Raw genomic sequence first — 19174 nt, forward strand, 5'->3', positions numbered from 1 at the left:
CTAACTGCTCTTTTACTTTTCACAGAAAGTTTTTATCATATTATGATAAAACCGCATCTACTACTTTTGGAAGTAAAATTGATTCAATCTCTTCATAGATTTTCTCAAAAGCTTCAAAACCTTTTCCATCTGGATCTTCAAAACCAATATGTATTTTTTTAACTGGTTTAGGAAACATTGGACATGTTTCATTTGCATGATCACATACTGTTACAACCAAATCATACTCGTTGTTAATAACTGTATCTAAAGTTTTACTATGATATTCCTCTTTCCAAATACCTTTTTGCTCTAAAAGTTTTTTTGCATTTTCATTTACTCTTCCACTAGCTTTTACTCCTGAAGAATCAGCACAAATGCCTTCACATTTTGCATTTATAAGTGCTTCAGCTATTATGCTTCTACAAGAGTTTCCTGTACATAAAATCAATACTTTTTTCATAATAAATTCCTTTTTAAATTAATGTTAATAAAACTACAAATAGAACTGGTGGAGTTACCATAAGTCCAAATTTACTATATTGCCAAAATCCGATATGAACCCCTTTTTTACCTAAAACATACAACCAAAGAAGTGTTGCTAAACTTCCAAAGGGAGTCATTTTTGGTCCCAAATTACATCCAATTATATTTGCATAAGCTAATGCCTCATTTGGAATATCTTTTAAAGCTATATCCATAACCATAACTGTTGGCATATTGTTCATAATTGCACTTAAAATTGCAGAGATAAAGCCTGTTCCAATTATTGCAACTGCATCACCTTTTTGAGCTAAAATATTTAAAATATATGTCAATTCATCAGTTAAACCTGCATTTTTTAAACCATAAACAACAATATAAAGTCCAATACTAAACCAAACCACTTGCCAAGGTGCATTTTTTATTGTAAGCCAAGCTTTTGCACTCTTCATATAACTTGCAATTGCCAAAAAGATCAATGCACCACTTAGTGCAAACAAAGAGATTGGAAGATCATAACTATCACCTATAAAATATCCTGCAATTAATAAAGTAAGAAAAATCCATGAAAATTTAAAAAGTGTTTTGTTTTTAAGTACTTCATCTGCATTTTTAAGTAGCGTTATATCAACTTTTGCTGGAATATCTTTTCTTAAAAAAAGCCATAATACAGCTATAGATACCACTGTACTTACAATATATGGGATAATCATATTTGAAAGATATTGAGCAAATCCTATATTAAAAAAGTTTGCAGTAACAATGTTTGTTAAATTTGAAAATACAAAAGGTAAAGATGCACTATCACTTATAAAACCTCCTGCAAGCAAAAAGGCCAAAATAGTCTTTGCATTTAGTTTCAGTATCTTCATTTTTGCAAGTAAAATTGGTGTTAAAATCAGTGCCGCACCATCATTTGCAAAGAGTGCAGAAACAAAAGAACCAAGAAGCAGTGAATATACGAACATCAAATGACCATCACCCTTTGATAGTTTTGCCATCTTTATTGCGCACCACTCAAAAAATCCAATCTCATCTAAAACCATAGATAAAATTATAATTCCTATAAAAGCCAAAGTTGCATCCCAAACAATATTTGTAACAGCTAAAACATCATTTAAACTAACAACTCCAAAAAGCAAAGCTACAATGGCACCAATTACTGCTGTTGTCCCTATTTGCAAATTTTTTGGTTGCCAAATAACAAATATAAGTGTAATAATAAAAATCGAACTTGCTAAAAGCATTTTATTCCTTATTTCAATACATCAAGATATATTGATATATTTTACAAAAAAAGAGTTTCAAAAGAGTTACTCTTCCAACATCTCTTCAACTTCTGGTTTTAACACATAAATATAGGTCTCAACCTCCAACTCATCATATCTTTCAACTGTAACAGGAGTTCTTACAAACTCTAAACCTTCAAACTCATCTAAATAATCCCAATGGTTTATTAAATTTGCTGAATAGAAAAGATAGCCATGAACCGTATCAACTGGTTTATCAAGTCTTATTCCAGGATAACCCATACTTGCACTCCATCCTGCATCAACAAGCCTTCCTTTTACTGTAGCTGGTACAAATTTACCTACAATATTTTCCAAAACATGTCCATTTGGTCTATTTGGCATTAGTGTTCCATAAACAAATAGTGTCTCTATCATTTTTTTTCACATATTTTATTTAATTTTGGTAAATCTATATCCAAGGTCATAATCTCTTTTATGGCACTTTGTCTAAACTCATCAAGGGGTGTTCTAATAGAGTAATAAGCCCATCTTCCAACCCTATCAACTCTTAAAAATCCACCCTCTTTTAATATTTTTAGGTGCCTTGAAAGACGTGATTGAATCATATCAAAAGAGTTTTCCAAATCACAAACACAACATTTGCCATGAGTATTAATAAATTTAAGAAGTTTTACTCTGGTCTCATCATTTAAAGCTGATGCAGATTTTAAAAAAATATCCATTATTCCCCTTTTGAATTTTTAATTATAACATAATAAATCTAATATATCAAGATATATTGATATATATTGTAATCATAAATTTATCAATTTGTATTATAATTATAGTAAAAGGGAAAATAATGGCAAAACTTAGCGATAAATTGGATAAAAAAGATATTGACTTTATAAAAGGTCAAAAGATGTTTTTTGTTGCAACTGCTCCAAAAAAAGGAAAAATCAATATCTCTCCAAAGGGTTTGGATAAGACCTTTAAGGTAATTGATGATAATACCGTTTTATGGTTAAACTACTTTGGAAGTGGAAATGAAACAGCTGCACATCTTCTTGAGGATGAAAGAATGACACTTATGTTTTGTGCTTTTGAAGGAGAGCCAAATATTCTAAGACTATACTGTAAAGCAAAAGCTATTCAAGAGAAAGATAAAAAATGGGAAAAATATATCTCATACTTTCCAGATACAAATGGAGCAAGACAAGTTTTTAAAGTAAAAATATTAAAAGTAAATAACTCTTGTGGGAAAGGTGTTCCACTCTATGATTTTATAGACCAAAGGGAAGATTTGAAAAAATATTATAAGAAAAAAAGTAAAGAGGAGCAAATAGAGTATATGAAAAAAAACAATCAAAAAAGTTTTGATGGAAAACCAACAAAACTCTTTGAAGATTAAAGTTAGAGAAAACTCTAACTTATATATCTTTTTTAACTCTTTCTACTAAAGACTCAACTGTAAATCCAAACTCTTTGAATAGTACTCCAGCAGGTCCTGAAGCTCCAAAAGTATCCATACCATATACAACATCTGCGTATTTATAGTACTCTAATCCTCTAGCTGCTTCAATTGCAAATACTTTTGTATTTGGATCAATTATTGTATCTACATACTCTTTGTTTTGTTCAAGTAGTAAATCAAAACAAGGAACTGATACAACATTTGCTTTAATTCCCTCTTTATCAAGGACACAAGCAACTTGAAGTGAAAGCATAACTTCACTACCTGAAGCCATAAGAGTAACTGTTGCATTCTCTCTTTTTTTAAGAAGATATGCTCCATTTGCAACTTCTCCAAATGCTCTTTCATCTTTTAATACTTGAAGACCTTGTCTTGAACATACAAAGGCAGATGGTGCTTTCATTTTTAATGCAACTTTCCAAGAAGCAATATTTTCTGTTGCATCTGCTGGTCTAAATGTATAGAAGTTTGGTAATGCTCTAAATTGAGATAAATGCTCAATTGGTTGGTGCGTTGGACCATCTTCACCAACTCCAATAGAGTCGTGTGTCCATACAAAGTGTTGTGGAATTCCTGCTAATGCTGCAATTCTTGCACTTGGTTTTAAGTAATCTGAAAATACAAAAAATGTTGCAGAGAATACTCTAAATAGTCCGTAAAGATTCATTGCATTTGTAATTGCTGCCATTGCATGTTCTTTGATCCCAAAGTGGATATTTTTCCCTTTAGGAAAATCTCCCATCCCTTTTAACTCAGTCTTATTTGATGGAGCTAAATCTGCACTTCCACCTAAGAATCCTGGAATTGCACTTGCAATTGCATTTAAAATTTTATGATTTGAATCTCTTGTTGCAACAGAACTTCCAACTTCAAATTCTGGATAAACAATAGAGTCAAAATTTGGATTTTGAAGCTCTTTTATTTTTGCTTTTGTTTCATCACTTAATGATTCTTCCCATGCATTTTCAGCTTCTACACCTTGAATTAGTTTATCAAAAGCACCTTTAATATCATAAGGAACAACAAATTTTTCATCAGGATTAAATCCTGCTTTAATTTTTGACTCTCTAATCTCATCTTCACCTAATGGAGCTCCATGAGTATGGTGACTTCCTTCTAAAGTTGCTGCACCTTTTCCAATTGAAGTTGTTGCAATAATTAATGCAGGTTTATCGCATACTTTTGCACTTTCAATAGCTTTATCAATTTGATCAAAATTGTGTCCATCTATCTCAAATACTTCAAAATTTGCAGCAGCGAATCTTTTTTTAACATTTTCACTCCATGCAATTGAAGTATCACCTTCAATAGTGATTGAGTTTGAATCATAAATTACAATTAAGTTATCTAATCCCAAATGTCCTGCAGTTGCACACGCTTCATAAGAGATACCCTCTTGTAAATCTCCATCACCACAAAGGCAATAAACTTTATGAGTAATAACATCTTTTCCTAAAATATTTTGTGCATATTTTGCAGCCATCGCAAAACCAACTGCATTTGCAATACCTTGTCCTAAAGGTCCTGTTGTAATTTCAACTCCATGTGTATGCCCATATTCTGGGTGTCCTGGAGTTTTAGAATGAAATTGTCTAAACTCTCTCATATCAGGAAGACTTACGTCAAATCCCCATAAGTGTAGTAAAGAGTAAACAAGTCCAGTAGCATGACCACCACTAAATACAAGTCTATCTCTATTTAGCCATTTATCATTTGCTGGGTTTAAATTTAAATGTGCACTTAAAACTGTTGCAATATCTGCCATTCCCATAGGTGCACCTGGGTGTCCTGAGTTCGCTTTTTGAACCATATCAGCAGCTAAAAATCTAATTGTATCAGCTTGCTTTTGAAGTAATTGTTTTGACATAATAATCCTATGTTTGATGATTTATCTTTATATGAAATTTTGCGATTATATCTAAAAACGATTAAAGAGTTTTTGAAGTGACTCAAAAGGAGTTTTATTAAAAGAGGAGAAGAATCTTCTTCTCTTAAAAGTTTAAGCCCTCATTGAAGGTCTTTCTTTCAATTTCTTCACCTTGTAAATCTATATATGTAACTAAACCATTTGTTCCTATAACTTTTGCTAAACCATTTGAATAATCTTTTACAAAAGAGTATTTAGGTTCTACAATTAATTTACAACTTGTATCCATAAATCCCCATAAATTCTCTCTTTTTACCCTCATTCTGTTTTCACTTGAAAGATAAATCATATCATATTCTAAAGGGGCAATCTCTTCAATATTTGTATTAAAACATCCAAATTTTACTTTATTTTCTTCTAGCTCTTTTTTAACAACTATTGAATTATCAATAACTGTTCTTATATCTTCATAAATTGGTTCTAATACAAGTTCAAAATTTTTATTTATAAGTCCATATTTGTCACCAACTTCAACTTTTGCAAAACCATTTATATATCGTCCAATTGAATCAAATTTAATATCTAGTTTTATATTTCCATTTAAATCAGTTATTCCATATTTATTACCAATATCTTTTACAATGGCATACATTGTTCCATCAAGATCAAAAATATCTATTTTTTCATAAATTGCTTTTATTAAAACATTTCCATTTTTATCAAGTAATCCCTCTTTATCTCCAACAACAACTACAGCATTATTAGTTGTACATCCAGCTAATGCTAAAACTATTGATATTCCCATTAGATATTTTTTCATAAAGGATCCTTTAATCTCTTATTTCTGAAAGAAGCTTTGTTAAAACAACTGTATCAATTCCATTTGTAGCTTCAACTGTAGTTAAAAAATTTGCTGATTCTTCTATATTATTATCTACATCTACACAGTAAATATTATCTTCAAGAGTAGCTTTAATAGGTGATATACTACTTGTATTTCCATTTTCAGGAGAGAGAGTCAAATCAATATCAGACGCAAAGCCTGAAACAATCTTCCCACATATTTTATTCTCACTCTTATTATAAGTTTCAATACTAATCTCTAAAGGTTTACACATTTGTTCAATTTTCTCTGTGTTTAACAAACTAACTGTATATAAATCTCTATTTTTCAAGGCATAATCTAAGGCAGTTTTTCCAAATCTATCTTTAATATCTTTTTTTGCTCCATTACAGATCAAAAATCTTGATACTGCTTTTGAATCATTTCTAACTGAATCTATTAAGGGTGTGTCTCCATAAACATCCCTACTGTTTAGAGTTGCGCCACTTTTATACAATTTTTCAACAGTTCTTAATTGATTTAATCTAACTGCTATATGAAGGGGAGTGTATCCATGTTTATCTTTGATATTTAGATTTTTATTATCTGCTAAAAATTTATCAATTCCACTTATATTTTTTTCTCTTATTAAATCATATATTAATAACTCTTCTTCACTGCTGCTATTAATACTGATTTTATCCATGCTATTAGAGCAAGCGCTAAATAATAAAATTGAAACAATTAGTGCAAAATTCTTTAAAAAATTCATATAAATCCCCTTCTTTATCTCTCATGCAATGAGTTTTGTTTTATTTTTAAAATTGGTTTTAAAACAAAATCCATAATTGATTTTTCTCCTGTAACAATCTCAACTTGAGCAATCATACCAGGAATAATAGGTAGCTTTTCACCATCTTTAAGCAAATAATTTCTTTTTGTTTTTACAACCACTTTATAATAACTTTTGCCCTCTTTACTATCTTTATCTATTATACTATCTGCTGAAATCTCTACAATTTGACCTTCTAATCCACCATAAATAGAGTAATCATACGCTGTAATTTTTACTATTGCTTTTTGTTTAGGATTGATAAAAGCAATATCTCTAGGGTCTATTTTTGCTTCAACTAATAAAACTTCACTATTTGGAACAATATCAATTAAATCTTGCCCAGATTTTACAACTCCACCAATTGTATTTACATATATCTCTTTAATAATACCATCAACAGGTGATTTTATAACTGTTTTACTAACTTTATCATCATCTGAAATTCTTCTAGCTTGAGCCTTATTTAGTTCAACTAAAATCTTTTGATACTCTTGTGAAGCTTCTGTTCTAAAACCTCTAATTTTTTCAAAAATTTTATTTTCTGCTTCTTTTATAGCAAATTGTGATCTAGGGATTGAAAGTTCAGTTGACTCTAAATCTCCTTTTAGTTGCTGATACTCTCTTTCTATGCTAATCAAATCAACTTTTGATTTAACACCTTTCTCAACTAAACTTTTAATTGTTTTTCTTTGTAGTTGAAGAAGTTCAAGGTTTTTTTCAATTTGCACTTTTTTTGCTTTTATCTCTTGTAATTCTTGCTCTTTTTGTTTTAACTGCGAGTTTAAAACTTGAACTGAACTCTTAAGCTCTTGTGCTCTGTTTTTAAATAGAAGTTTCTCTGATTCTATATATTCCCCTGCAATTTTCTTTACATCATCTGTATATTCTATTTCAGGTATTGGTTTATCTATATCAATATTTGACTCAATTTTCAATCTCTCAAGCATTGCCATCCATTGGCTAATTCCCTCTTGATTCTCTTCCAATGATGCTTGAAATCTTGTAGTGTCTATTTTAACTAAAGGTTGCCCTATTTTAACGTGCTCACCATTTTTAACTAAAATCTCTTCAATCTCTCCACCATCAAAAGATTGAATACTTTGGATTTTATTTGTAGGTATAACTTTACCCTCACCTCTTGCAAGTTCATCTATTTTTGCAAAGTTTGCCCAGATTATTACAAATACAAAAAAAGCAACAATTGTAAAAAAAACTAAATCTATTTTGTGTTTGGGAGAGTCATTAGCTTGTCCAAATAGTGAATGTACAAAATTTACATCTTTATCAAATATTGACATCTTACGCCTTCATTCCATTTGCAAAAATATCCTCTTTCTTACCATCTGCAACTACAACTCCATTATCTAGAACTATAATTCTGTCAACAAGTGATAAGATAGATACCTTGTGGGTAATTAAAATAAGAGTTTTGTTCTCTACTATTTTTGACATTTTACTTATAAACGCTTTTTCTGTTTGTCTATCCATTGAGTTAGTTGGTTCATCCAAAATCATAATATTTGGATTTGAAATAAGTGCCCTTGCCATTGCAACAGATTGTATCTCTCCACCGCTTAGACCTTCACCTCTTTCTCCAACTATTAAATCATACCCTTGCTCATGTTTTGATAAAAAATCATGAACACCAGCAATTCTTGAAGCTCTTAAAACCTCTTCATCAGTTGCAAAAGGTTCTCCAATTGTAATATTATCTTTAATACTTCCCATAAATAAAAAAGGTTCCTGGGGAACAACTCCAATAGCTCTTCTTAAATCAACTGGATCAATCTGTCTTACATCTGTTCCATCAACTAATATTGAACCTGTTTGAGGAACATAAAGGTTTTGAAGAAGTTTAACCAAAGTAGATTTACCAGAACCTATTTTTCCTAAAATAGCAACTCTTTCCCCATGTTTTATCTTTAGATTTATATCTTTTAACGCCCTGAAATTTTGTGTTTTGTATGAGAAACTTACATCTTTTAATTCTATATCACCATTAAGTGTTGGTCTACTCAAATATGATTTATTTTCTCTTTCAACACTCATTTTCATTATTTCATCAATATTTTTTATTGATGAAATTGTTTTATCAAATCTAATAATCATTCCAACTATATTTGATATAGGGCCAATTACTCTACCATTTAAAGTCATAGCAGCAATTATTCCCCCCATTGTCATTTCACCTTCACTTGCTAAATAAACTCCACCTATAATAATTGCAACATTTGAAAACTGAGAAATAAAAGTAGTAAAGAATGTTGCAATTTGAGAGAAAAACTGAGATTTTTCATTGTAATAAACAGTTTGATTGATTGATTTATCCCAGTGGGTTTTCATCCTATTTTGTCCACGTACACTTTTAATAATATCAAGTCCTGCAACAGTCTCATTTAAAGTTGTATGTTTTATTTGATCCTCTTTTGTAGATGCTTCAACAGTTTTTTTAATAGGCTTTCTCATAAACCATGAGAATATTAATGAAATTATAACTGAGAAGATAGATATCCATCCTAAAGAACCTCCAATATAGAATATTATGGCAATAAAAATAAAAATAAACGGAATATCCACTAAAGTTGCAATTGTTGCTGTTGCAAAAAAATCTCTAATAGATTCAAAAGATTGCAATCTATTTACAAACATTCCTGTTGAAGCAGGTCTCTCTTCAAGCCTTATATTAAGAAGCTGATCAAAAATTGCATTACTCATTACAACATCTGCTCTTTTACTTGCTTTTCCCAAATAATAAGATCTTATTAGTTTTAAAAGTAAATCAAAGCCCATAACAAAAAGTATACCGATTGCTAAAGCCCATAAAGTATCTATTGCGCTATTTGGCAAAACTCTATCATAAACATTCATAGTAAAAAGAGGGGTAGCAATAACAAAAAGGTTTATGAAAATAGATGCTAATGCAACCTTTAAATATATATCTTTATTTCTTTTTATTGCATCCCAGAACCACTTTCTTGGTTTGGGAATAAGTATTGAACTACTTACTCTATTTTGAAATTTATATTCAGGTTTTATTATTAAAGCATGTCCAACATATTGACTTTGAAGCATATCAAGTTTCATATGAACTTGTCCATCACTAAGTCCAGGAATAATTACAACTGCTTCATTTTTATTTACATCATAATCTAATAATACAGCTGATCTATTTTTTTCAGTAATGATTACAACAGGAAGTGCAAGTTTTGAGATATCAGGTATTTTTTCTCTCTGAACAAACTTAGAGATTAAACCTATTTTTTTTGATGATGCTATAAATTCATCAACTCCCATCATACTATCATGTAGAGCCATTCCATATACTAAAGACTCTTTTGATGTTGCCCTTTGATAAAATTTTGCTAAAAAGAGTAGAGACTCTAAAAGAGTGTCTACTTTTCTTCTTTCTTGGAGAACGCCTACTTTTTCTTCTTCTTGACTGACCTCTTGATTATCCAAATATTTTCCTTGAAACTCTAATTAATATTTTTAAATTTTTCTAGAAGTTCTTTATGCTTTTTCAAAAAGTCAACATATATTTTTAAATCAATACCCTTATTTGTCAACTCTTCCATTGCTTTATTCGCATCTTCTAATGTCTTGTAGCCACCATAAATCACATTTGTTCCTGAATCTGTATTATAAGTATATAATGATTTATCACTACTTAATCCATATTTTTCTTTAAATGTTGCAATGTCATATTCTTTGCCACTAAGAGTTGTTAAGTTTATGGTATATTCCCCATCTGGAAGAGTTTTTTCAATTGATTTTTCAATTTTTTCTTCTTTTACTGGTTCACTATTTAATAATTTATTTATCTCATTATCTAAAGTCTTATCCGCATCCACACCTAGCTCATTTAGAAGATCTTTGTCTTTCAATTCACTATTATCTTTAAATTTTTCTCTTTTTATTGGATTTTCATATTTTTTTGGAATATATACTTTACATGCTTGATCTTTTGATTTTAAGATAGACTCAGTTAGCATATCAATATCTTGTAAAATATCAAAATATTTTCCATACATATCCATCTCTAACTGTAGTGCACTTATCTCTGATCTATATAGTTCTGATTCAGCATCCAGAATATCAATAAATGTTCTAGTTCCATCTTGAAGTTGTTTTAAATAAACATCTCTAATATTTCTATTATCAACTATATATTTTCTCATATTTACTACTCTTTGTTTGGCAATAAAATATGAGTCATACTTACTTTTAATCTCTTCTTCAACCTCTGCTATAGTATTATCTAAAACTTTTTGTTGCTCTTGTAAAAATAATTTTTCCCTTTGAGTTGTATGATAAGTTCTTCCACCTTCAAATAGGTTCCAATCAAGAATTAATCTTGTTCTTTGAATATCTTGTCTACCATTTTCAGGTTCTTCTAAATCATCATTCCATACACCTTGCCATTGTAGTTTTAAAGTGGGAAGATAACTTGATTTTGCTTGTTCCAAATTCTCTCTTTGCTCTTTTATCTTCTCAATCTGCTCTAAAACTTTTGTATTTTTAAGTGTTGCAATTTCAACCATTTTTTCAATTTTATTAGGAATAAGAGACTCATCAATTACAGGTCTACAAATATTTCCATCTGTTGCTGTTTGAGTAAATTTTAAATACTTATTTTTTGCTTGGTTTTGTAAATCTTTTTGCTCTAATAGATTATCAGTAATATAGTGTTTTTTAGCATTTACTTGATAACTCTCTAAAATTTCTCCACTTATTGACTCTTTATCTTTCGCCATAATTAAATAATCATCATGCAATTTTAAATTGTTTTCTGATAGGTTTAATAGTTCTTGATATTCAACAAGATTCATATAACTATCAACTGCACCTCTTATTATCTCTTCAACCCTTCTATTACTTCTATATCTATTTCCATTATAAAGATGAATATTCTCTTGAACTTGACTAGGAGTTAATCCACCATCATACAATATTTGTTCTATTGTTAATTGTGCATTCCAACCATCTTTATCCTCTTTTGTTGGATCTGTTGGTCTGTTATCTCTGTCATATCTTGTTGTTGAATCTTCAAAATATCCTGAAAAATCAATTTTAGGATAATAATCACTTCTCTCTTCATCAACATATTTTCTATATGCATCTTTATTAAACTTTTCAGATAATACATCTGGATTTGAACTTATTGTCTGTTCTACCGCATCTTTTAAACTTGTTGCATTTAATACTGAAGTACATAATATTGAGGAAACGACTAAACTTATTATATGCTTTTTCATGTTATACCCTTTTACATAATTAAGATATTCTACAAAAAAGTTACTAAAAGTTTTACTAAAAACAAACTTTTTTTATTATTTTCTTATTTTTTATAGATTAAAATACACAACCATAGAATTAAAAATAAAAAGGTGCTTAATGCAAACTCATCATTCTTTAGAGATTTTAAAAAAATTAACTATACTTTATGTGGAAGATGAAGAGAATATACGGGACAATATAACAAAAGTTTTAAAATTGATGTGTAATAAAATCTTTACAACATCAAATGGATTAGATGCTTTAAATATATTCAACGAAAATCATATAGATATTATTTTAAGTGATATAAATCTTCCAAAAATGAGTGGTTTGGAATTTGTATCAAAAATTAGAGAGAAAGGGAAAAGAACTCCTGCAATTTTGCTCTCTGCTTATACAGATACTCCTTATTTACTCCATGCAACAAAACTTAAATTAGTTGATTATTTAGTTAAGCCTTTAGATTTTAGTCAACTAAAAGAGGCTTTGATAAAAGCAAGTCAGGAAATATCTGATGAAGGTAATTTTATTATTAAACTTAATAACAACACCCAATACAATATCTCAGAAAAAGTTGTATTGAAAGATGGCAAAAGCATTAAATTAACAGGGAAAGAGATTGCTTTAATAGAACTTCTTTTAAAAAACAGAAATCATGTAGTTAACACTTTGGAGATAAAAGATGTTATCTGGGAAGATTCTTATGAAGCTACAGATTCAGCATTAAAAGCAGTATTAAATAAATTAAGAAATAAAATTGGTAAAGATGCAATCAAAAATATTTCTGGGATTGGATATCAAATTATTACTAGTTAGATTTAGGAATAGCAATAATAAATTTTGCTCCTTTTTCTACATTTTTAACTAAAAGTTTCCCTTGCATATTGTCTTCCACAATAAGTTTTGACATAAAAAGTCCCATTCCTGTGCCATTAGCTTTATCTTTTGTAAAAAATGGTTCAAATATTTTATTTATTGGTTCAACTTTAATCCCACCTGCATTATCTTCAATCTCAACAATACTATATTCGTCTTTTTCAAAAATTCTTATTATTATTTTTGGTTCTTTTATATTTCTTGAAACTAGTTCTTGTCTTGCATTTGAAAGAATATTTATTAAAACTTGACAATACTCATTTCTAAAACCATGGATTTTAGAATTTTTTGCAACAATAATCTCAACTTTTATATTATTTCTTTTAAAAGAAGAGTTGATTATATTTATTGCAGCACTAATTTGTTCAGAGACTTTTAACTCTATTTTTTCCCTATCTTTCACAAAAAAATTACGAAAATCATCTATTGTTTGAGACATAAATTTTGTAAGTTCATTTGATTTTTTTATTGCTTCCAAAATCTCTTCATTACTAACTCCACCAAGAAGTTCAATTTTTGCTTGAAGTTCCATTGTAACAGAAGACAATTCCATTAATGGTTGTCTCCATTGGTGGGTAATATTTCCCAACATTTCACCCATTGAAGCCATTTTATTTTGCTGAAAAAGTAATTTATCTTTTCGATAATTTGTCTCTATCTCTTTTGATATTTTCTCTTTAAGAGTTTTTATCTCTTCTTTTAACAATAAATTTTCTTCTTCTAAACTTTTCAAAAATATGCCTTTTTTATAGAAGAGGAGTTCCTCTTCTATATACTACTATAAATCTGTTTTTACTTCATCATCAATAAAAATTGAGATATTTGGATTTGAGGTACTTGTATATTCATAGAACTCTCCATCTTGCCCTTCAATTTGTGTTTTTTCAGACGATTTACTCCAATTATCTGAATCATCAAATTTTATCTCATCTGTATTATCACCTTTAATAATTAACTCATGGCTCTGTGTATCAATAAGATCATCCAAATCTTCTGAACTTAAACTAATTGTCTGTTTAGTACCATTTTCTAAATCTATCACTTTAATATTAGTTTCATTGATAGTTGATAAATCAATTGTATCATCAGCCAAATCAAATGATAAAGTTGAACCTGTACTAAGTGGTGTTATATCAACTTTTATATCAACTTCTAAAGATGTTTTATCTCCATCTTCATCAGAAGCATTTACTGTAAATGATTTAGTTACATCTTCATTAAATTCTGAAGATTTTGCACTATATGAGTATGTACCATCATCAAAATTAAATTTGAAAGTCCCATCTCCATCTAGTTTTATACCTTCTTGAGGGAATGTATCTTTTGTATATGTAACATTATCTACAACTATACTATCAATTGTAAATTCACCATCTCCACCATAAATATTATCAGATACATCTCCAGTAATTGTTTGTGTTACTGTATTTAGAAGAACATCTCCTAATGTTGACTCATCTCTTACGATAATAACTTCATCACCATCTTGAACTTGTACTACTTTTAAATAATCATCATCTGCACCTTGACCTACACCAACCACATATAAAGTATCAATATTAGCATCAACATAAGATTTCCAATTTTTAATAGCATTATCATTATCTGAATCTACTTTAGTTTCATTTTCTGTAGGTTTTCCATCAGAAATAAAATATGCAACTGTATTATCTGCATTATGCCCAGTAAAATCTACTGTTTGTGTCTCTTTTAAACCATCTCGATAATCTGTCCCCGCATGTTCACTTAATCCATTTATATCGTTATTATTGTATTGAATTAAATATTCTGGATTATTATAATAACCAATATTTTTAAAAGATAACCCTTCTAAATAATTAATTGCATCATTTGCGTTCATCCAACCAATATTATTAGAAGTAGAATTAAATAGAGTTAAGTTTACTTCAGTTTTTCCAAGGTCCTCATAGGCTTCAATTGTAGCTTTAATAGATGCTACTGCAATATCTAATCTTGTAACCCAATTTCCACTACTATTTCTGACCCAGTCATTCATAGAACCAGATACATCTAATGTAAATATTAGATTCGTAGTTGAAGTACCAAGCTCCATACTATTTATCTCATTAGAAGAGTAAAGAACAGCATCACTATCTGTGGTCTCCTCATAGTTTTGTCCATCACTATTATCATTTGTTTCTGTTGCTCTTGCAGTTATTGTTAAGTCAACATCTTTAGTTCCTTCTGGAACTGTCATTTTAATATCTTGATAATCTACAGATTTTTGCCCTTCTGCAATAGTTAATTCCCATACTCCGTTACCTTTATTAACTAAAGCATCTGTATCAAAAGTTGCTCCTTCTGGAACATTTGAAATTGTTACAGTTAAACTTTCACTTCCATCTAAGTCTGTTAAAGCAGCACTAAAGTCAACTTGATATTCCTCTGTTGTAGTAGTTGTTTCAACTTTCTCTACACTTCCAAAAGTTGAACCATCACCAAATACAATACCTTCAATGTTATTAATTCTCATACTTCCCACAACATTACCATTATCATCGTATTGTGTGATAGTAAAATCAACTCCAGTTCCTGAATCATTGACTATATGGTTATTTGAATCGGTAATTACATAATACTCTCTACTTTTACTTAGATAAATAATATCTGCATCGCCAGCACTGTCGTTTATAGCATTATTATATCCTTTAATATCTCCTAATATTACATATACATCATTACCAGACATTCCTTCAAATTTTGCGTTACCCCATTGTTCACCAAAATCTCCATTTAATACTATAATATCATCTGAATTTGTTGTTTTAAGATAATCATTAGTATCCATATCTTCATTTATAACTACACTTGATTTATTAGTTGAAGTACTATTTGTAATTCCACTTAACTCTGTATATACATCTTTATTTGCAATTATTTCAGAGATATTATATGTTTTATCTCCCACTTTAACAATAAGCTCTTCTGAACTAGAAGATGATTCTATTTTAGTAACATCAATAGTTGCTGTAGGTTTATCTGCAACAGCTGTTATTTCAATGGTAGTTGTATTACTATCTGCACTCCAGTTTGTTCCATCACTTACTTTAAAATCAAAACCACTATCAGCATCACTATTCTCTGTAGGTTTAAATACCAATTTACCACTTTCAATATCACTTATCGAAACTTCATCACCAGCAGCAACTGCTACTCCTGATAGAAGAAGAATTCCATTCGTTGGAAGTGTTTCTACTTTAACTTTAGTTATATCATCGCCTAAAGTTCCAAAGTCATTTGTTGTTAATGTATATGTTTGATCTTCATCAATTATGATACTATCATCTTCTGTCTCTGGTAAAGATACTGTCAATTCAACTGAAGCATTATCTAAATTTACAGCTTCAAAGTTTCCATTAACTTCAATGACTGTCGCTGTTATATTAGTGCTTCCATTAGCTGGTATAGTTAATGTTCCTATTCCATTATCATCCAATTTTATTGTATAAGTTGTTTTATTCCCTTCTCCATCTTCTACTTCAACAACTGCTGTTGGGAAAGTATTTATATAATCGTAATGAGATGGATCAGGTACATTTGAAGTTTGGATAGTAAATGTAACTTCTTCTGTCCCATTTGTTAACTCTGTAGATTCAGAGACAATCTCTTTATAAGCTATGCTATTAATTAAATAATCATGATCAGCATAATTCCAGTCATTTATTGCACCTGAGAATTCAATTGTATCAAAGGCTTCACCATTTGATGGTTGAAGAGTTAAAATATCATCTACAGTATCAGTTCCACCATAATCATATATTGTCTCGCCAACTTTTACTCCATCTTTATAGAAATTAATAACAGCTTTCTCCTGTGAATTTTTCCAAGCAAATGAAACATCAACACTTAAAACATCTTCTTTGAATTCAACTACTAGTTTTTCGCTGCTCCACTCTCCATTATTATAAACAGAACCTATTTCACTATCTGCAGCACTTCCTCCATAATTACTTGTATTTGAAGAAACACCGAATCCATCATGATCCGTACCAGTAACTTTTGAGACATTAACTTCATCTCCATCCAAATCATACGCTTTTACAGTGTAACTAGCCTCTTCATCAACATTTGAAACATCAATTGTTGTTGTTTTTGTAATGGTTGCAGTAATAGTTACATTAGTAACATCAGCATCATCTTTGACAACTACTGTATCATCATCATTATTATAAGTTACATCCTCGTAATTTCCACCACTATGATCAACTATTTTAGCAACAGTTGTATCATCTTCATCAATGTAGTAATCATCAGCTCTTACATCAACATCAAAAGTTGTTGATGTCTCTCCATTTTTTATTGTAACTTCTCTTTCTATTCCATTTACTTCTACAGTAACAGTTAAATCACCTTGTGGCGCATTATCAACTTTTACAGTATAAGTTGCTTTTGTTGCATTTTCATCAACATCATCAGGAGCCACTAAAGTAATTGTTGTTTTATCTATTGTATCACTTACTGTAACTTTTGAGGTATCTGTTGTATCTAAGCTTTCGAAGTTACCTCCAGTTGTACTTGTTACACTTACATTATAACTCTCACCATCGTTATATACATCATCCCCTTGGATATTAAACTCTGTTGATTGTACTACTGTTCCTGCTACATAATCTGTTCCAAACGTTACTGTTGCTCCATTTGAAAGGGTTACTATTAACTCTGTTTGAGGTGTATGATCTAATGTTGCTCCAATTGTTGCTGTTCCTGCTCCCTCATCTACATTTACATCATTTAAAGTTAATGTTGTTTTATCTATTGTATCACTTACTGTAACTTTTGAGGTATCTGTTGTATCTAAGCTTTCGAAGTTACCTCCAGTTGTACTTGTTACACTTACATTATAACTCTCACCATCGTTATATACATCATCCCTTGGATATTAAACTCTGTTGATTGTACTACTGTTCCTGCTACATAATCTGTTCCAAACGTTACTGTTGCTCCATTTGAAAGGGTTACTATTAACTCTGTTTGAGGTGTATGATCTAATGTTGCTCCAATTGTTGCTGTTCCTGCTCCCTCATCTACATTTACATCATTTAAAGTTAATGTTGTTTTATCTATTGTATCACTTACTGTAACTTTTGAGGTATCTGTTGTATCTAAGCTTTCGAAGTTACCTCCAGTTGTACTTGTTACACTTACATTATAACTCTCACCATCGTTATATACATCATCCCCTTGGATATTAAACTCTGTTGATTGTACTACTGTTCCTGCTACATAATCTGTTCCAAACGTTACTGTTGCTCCATTTGAAAGGGTTACTATTAACTCTGTTTGAGGTGTATGATCTAATGTTGCTCCAATTGTTGCTGTTCCTGCTCCCTCATCTACATTTACATCATTTAAAGTTAATGTTGTTTTATCTATTGTATCACTTACTGTAACTTTTGAGGTATCTGTTGTATCTAAGCTTTCGAAGTTACCTCCAGTTGTACTTGTTACACTTACATTATAACTCTCACCATCGTTATATACATCATCCCCTTGGATATTAAACTCTGTTGATTGTACTACTGTTCCTGCTACATAATCTGTTCCAAACGTTACTGTTGCTCCATTTGAAAGGGTTACTATTAACTCTGTTTGAGGTGTATGATCTAATGTTGCTCCAATTGTTGCTGTTCCTGCTCCCTCATCTACATTTACATCATTTAAAGTTAATGTTGTTTTATCTATTGTATCACTTACTGTAACTTTTGAGGTATCTGTTGTATCTAAGCTTTCGAAGTTACCTCCAGTTGTACTTGTTACACTTACATTATAACTCTCACCATCGTTATATACATCATCCCCTTGGATATTAAACTCTGTTGATTGTACTACTGTTCCTGCTACATAATCTGTTCCAAACGTTACTGTTGCTCCATTTGAAAGGGTTACTATTAACTCTGTTTGAGGTGTATGATCTAATGTTGCTCCAATTGTTGCTGTTCCTGCTCCCTCATCTACATTTACATCATTTAAAGTTAATGTTGTTTTATCTATTGTATCACTTACTGTAACTTTTGAGGTATCTGTTGTATCTAAGCTTTCGAAGTTACCTCCAGTTGTACTTGTTACACTTACATTATAACTCTCACCATCGTTATATACATCATCCCCTTGGATATTAAACTCTGTTGATTGTACTACTGTTCCTGCTACATAATCTGTTCCAAACGTTACTGTTGCTCCATTTGAAAGGGTTACTATTAACTCTGTTTGAGGTGTATGATCTAATGTTGCTCCAATTGTTGCTGTTCCTGCTCCCTCATCTACATTTACATCATTTAAAGTTAATGTTGTTTTATCTATTGTATCA

The 19174-nt window shown here is 30.2% G+C and carries 15 protein-coding genes and 1 pseudogene; 2 read left to right on the forward strand and 14 right to left on the reverse strand.

The genetic code is table 11. From position 1 onward, the window contains the following. Positions 1 to 40 precede the first annotated feature (40 nt). From AEBR_RS13765 to AEBR_RS13780, 4 genes are all read right to left on the reverse strand, one after another. Entirely contained in the window at positions 41 to 442 is a 402-nt protein-coding gene (locus AEBR_RS13765; protein ID WP_129087386.1) for an arsenate reductase ArsC, read from the reverse strand. 13 nt (positions 443 to 455) lie between these two features. Further along, the gene (locus AEBR_RS13770) at positions 456 to 1709 is read right to left on the reverse strand and encodes an arsenic transporter (RefSeq protein WP_129087385.1); all 1254 of its coding nucleotides are present in this window, start codon (positions 1707 to 1709) and stop codon (positions 456 to 458) included. Between the two features lie 66 nt (positions 1710 to 1775). Continuing rightward, positions 1776 to 2129: a gamma-glutamylcyclotransferase family protein gene (locus tag AEBR_RS13775; RefSeq protein WP_128982044.1), complete on the reverse strand. Its 354-nt coding sequence runs from the start codon at positions 2127 to 2129 to the stop codon at positions 1776 to 1778. Then, a complete protein-coding gene (locus AEBR_RS13780; RefSeq protein ID WP_129087384.1) occupies positions 2126 to 2437 on the reverse strand; it encodes an ArsR/SmtB family transcription factor in 312 nt (103 codons plus the stop codon). Before AEBR_RS13780 ends, AEBR_RS13775 begins: the two co-directional genes overlap by 4 nt. 119 nt (positions 2438 to 2556) lie before the next feature. On the opposite strand from AEBR_RS13780, the gene AEBR_RS13785 reads away from it, so the two are divergent. Then, positions 2557 to 3105, forward strand: coding sequence for a pyridoxamine 5'-phosphate oxidase family protein (locus tag AEBR_RS13785; protein WP_129087383.1), 549 nt, complete (start codon positions 2557 to 2559; stop codon positions 3103 to 3105). Positions 3106 to 3124: 19 nt separating this feature from the next. Here the strand turns inward: AEBR_RS13785 and tkt are convergent, their stop codons facing one another. From tkt to AEBR_RS13815, 6 genes are all read right to left on the reverse strand, one after another. Further along, a complete protein-coding gene (gene tkt / locus AEBR_RS13790) occupies positions 3125 to 5035 on the reverse strand; it encodes a transketolase (protein WP_129087382.1) in 1911 nt (636 codons plus the stop codon). Positions 5036 to 5159: 124 nt separating this feature from the next. After that, on the reverse strand, positions 5160 to 5855 hold the full coding sequence (locus AEBR_RS13795) for a WG repeat-containing protein (RefSeq protein ID WP_129087381.1): 696 nt from the start codon (positions 5853 to 5855) through the stop codon (positions 5160 to 5162). 10 nt (positions 5856 to 5865) lie between these two features. Then, on the reverse strand, positions 5866 to 6630 hold the full coding sequence (locus tag AEBR_RS13800; protein ID WP_129087380.1) for an ankyrin repeat domain-containing protein: 765 nt from the start codon (positions 6628 to 6630) through the stop codon (positions 5866 to 5868). Between the two features lie 14 nt (positions 6631 to 6644). After that, positions 6645 to 7991 carry an HlyD family type I secretion periplasmic adaptor subunit gene (locus tag AEBR_RS13805; protein WP_228712180.1) on the reverse strand — a complete coding sequence of 449 codons (1347 nt, stop codon included), beginning with the start codon at positions 7989 to 7991 and terminating at the stop codon, positions 6645 to 6647. Between the two features lies 1 nt (position 7992). Next, complete coding sequence (locus AEBR_RS13810; RefSeq protein ID WP_129087379.1) at positions 7993 to 10152, reverse strand: type I secretion system permease/ATPase; 2160 nt, start codon at positions 10150 to 10152, stop codon at positions 7993 to 7995. A 17-nt stretch (positions 10153 to 10169) separates the two neighbouring features. Then, positions 10170 to 11948 (reverse strand): TolC family protein, encoded by a 1779-nt coding sequence (locus AEBR_RS13815; protein ID WP_129087378.1) that lies wholly within the window; start codon positions 11946 to 11948, stop codon positions 10170 to 10172. Between the two features lie 139 nt (positions 11949 to 12087). Between AEBR_RS13815 and AEBR_RS13820 the strand changes: the two genes are divergently transcribed. After that, positions 12088 to 12786 (forward strand): response regulator transcription factor, encoded by a 699-nt coding sequence (locus AEBR_RS13820; RefSeq protein WP_129087377.1) that lies wholly within the window; start codon positions 12088 to 12090, stop codon positions 12784 to 12786. On the opposite strand, the gene AEBR_RS13825 is transcribed toward AEBR_RS13820, so the two are convergent. From AEBR_RS13825 to AEBR_RS15600, 4 genes and pseudogenes are all read right to left on the reverse strand, one after another. Beyond that, complete coding sequence (locus tag AEBR_RS13825) at positions 12779 to 13579, reverse strand: sensor histidine kinase (RefSeq protein WP_129087376.1); 801 nt, start codon at positions 13577 to 13579, stop codon at positions 12779 to 12781. The two genes, AEBR_RS13820 and AEBR_RS13825, sit on opposite strands and share 8 nt — an antisense overlap. A gap of 45 nt (positions 13580 to 13624) precedes the next feature. After that, the gene (locus AEBR_RS13830; RefSeq protein ID WP_420370945.1) at positions 13625 to 17623 is read right to left on the reverse strand and encodes an immunoglobulin-like domain-containing protein; all 3999 of its coding nucleotides are present in this window, start codon (positions 17621 to 17623) and stop codon (positions 13625 to 13627) included. A gap of 12 nt (positions 17624 to 17635) precedes the next feature. Continuing rightward, positions 17636 to 17731, reverse strand: a pseudogene (locus AEBR_RS15595) (immunoglobulin-like domain-containing protein); the annotation flags it as partial. Further along, positions 17701 to 19167 carry an immunoglobulin-like domain-containing protein gene (locus AEBR_RS15600; RefSeq protein WP_420370946.1) on the reverse strand — a complete coding sequence of 489 codons (1467 nt, stop codon included), beginning with the start codon at positions 19165 to 19167 and terminating at the stop codon, positions 17701 to 17703. The pseudogene AEBR_RS15595 and the gene AEBR_RS15600, both read right to left, overlap by 31 nt. Positions 19168 to 19174 lie beyond the last annotated feature (7 nt).

The sequence above is a fragment of the Halarcobacter ebronensis genome (genome assembly GCF_013201825.1).
GTDB classification, from domain to species: Bacteria; Campylobacterota; Campylobacteria; order Campylobacterales; family Arcobacteraceae; genus Halarcobacter; species Halarcobacter ebronensis.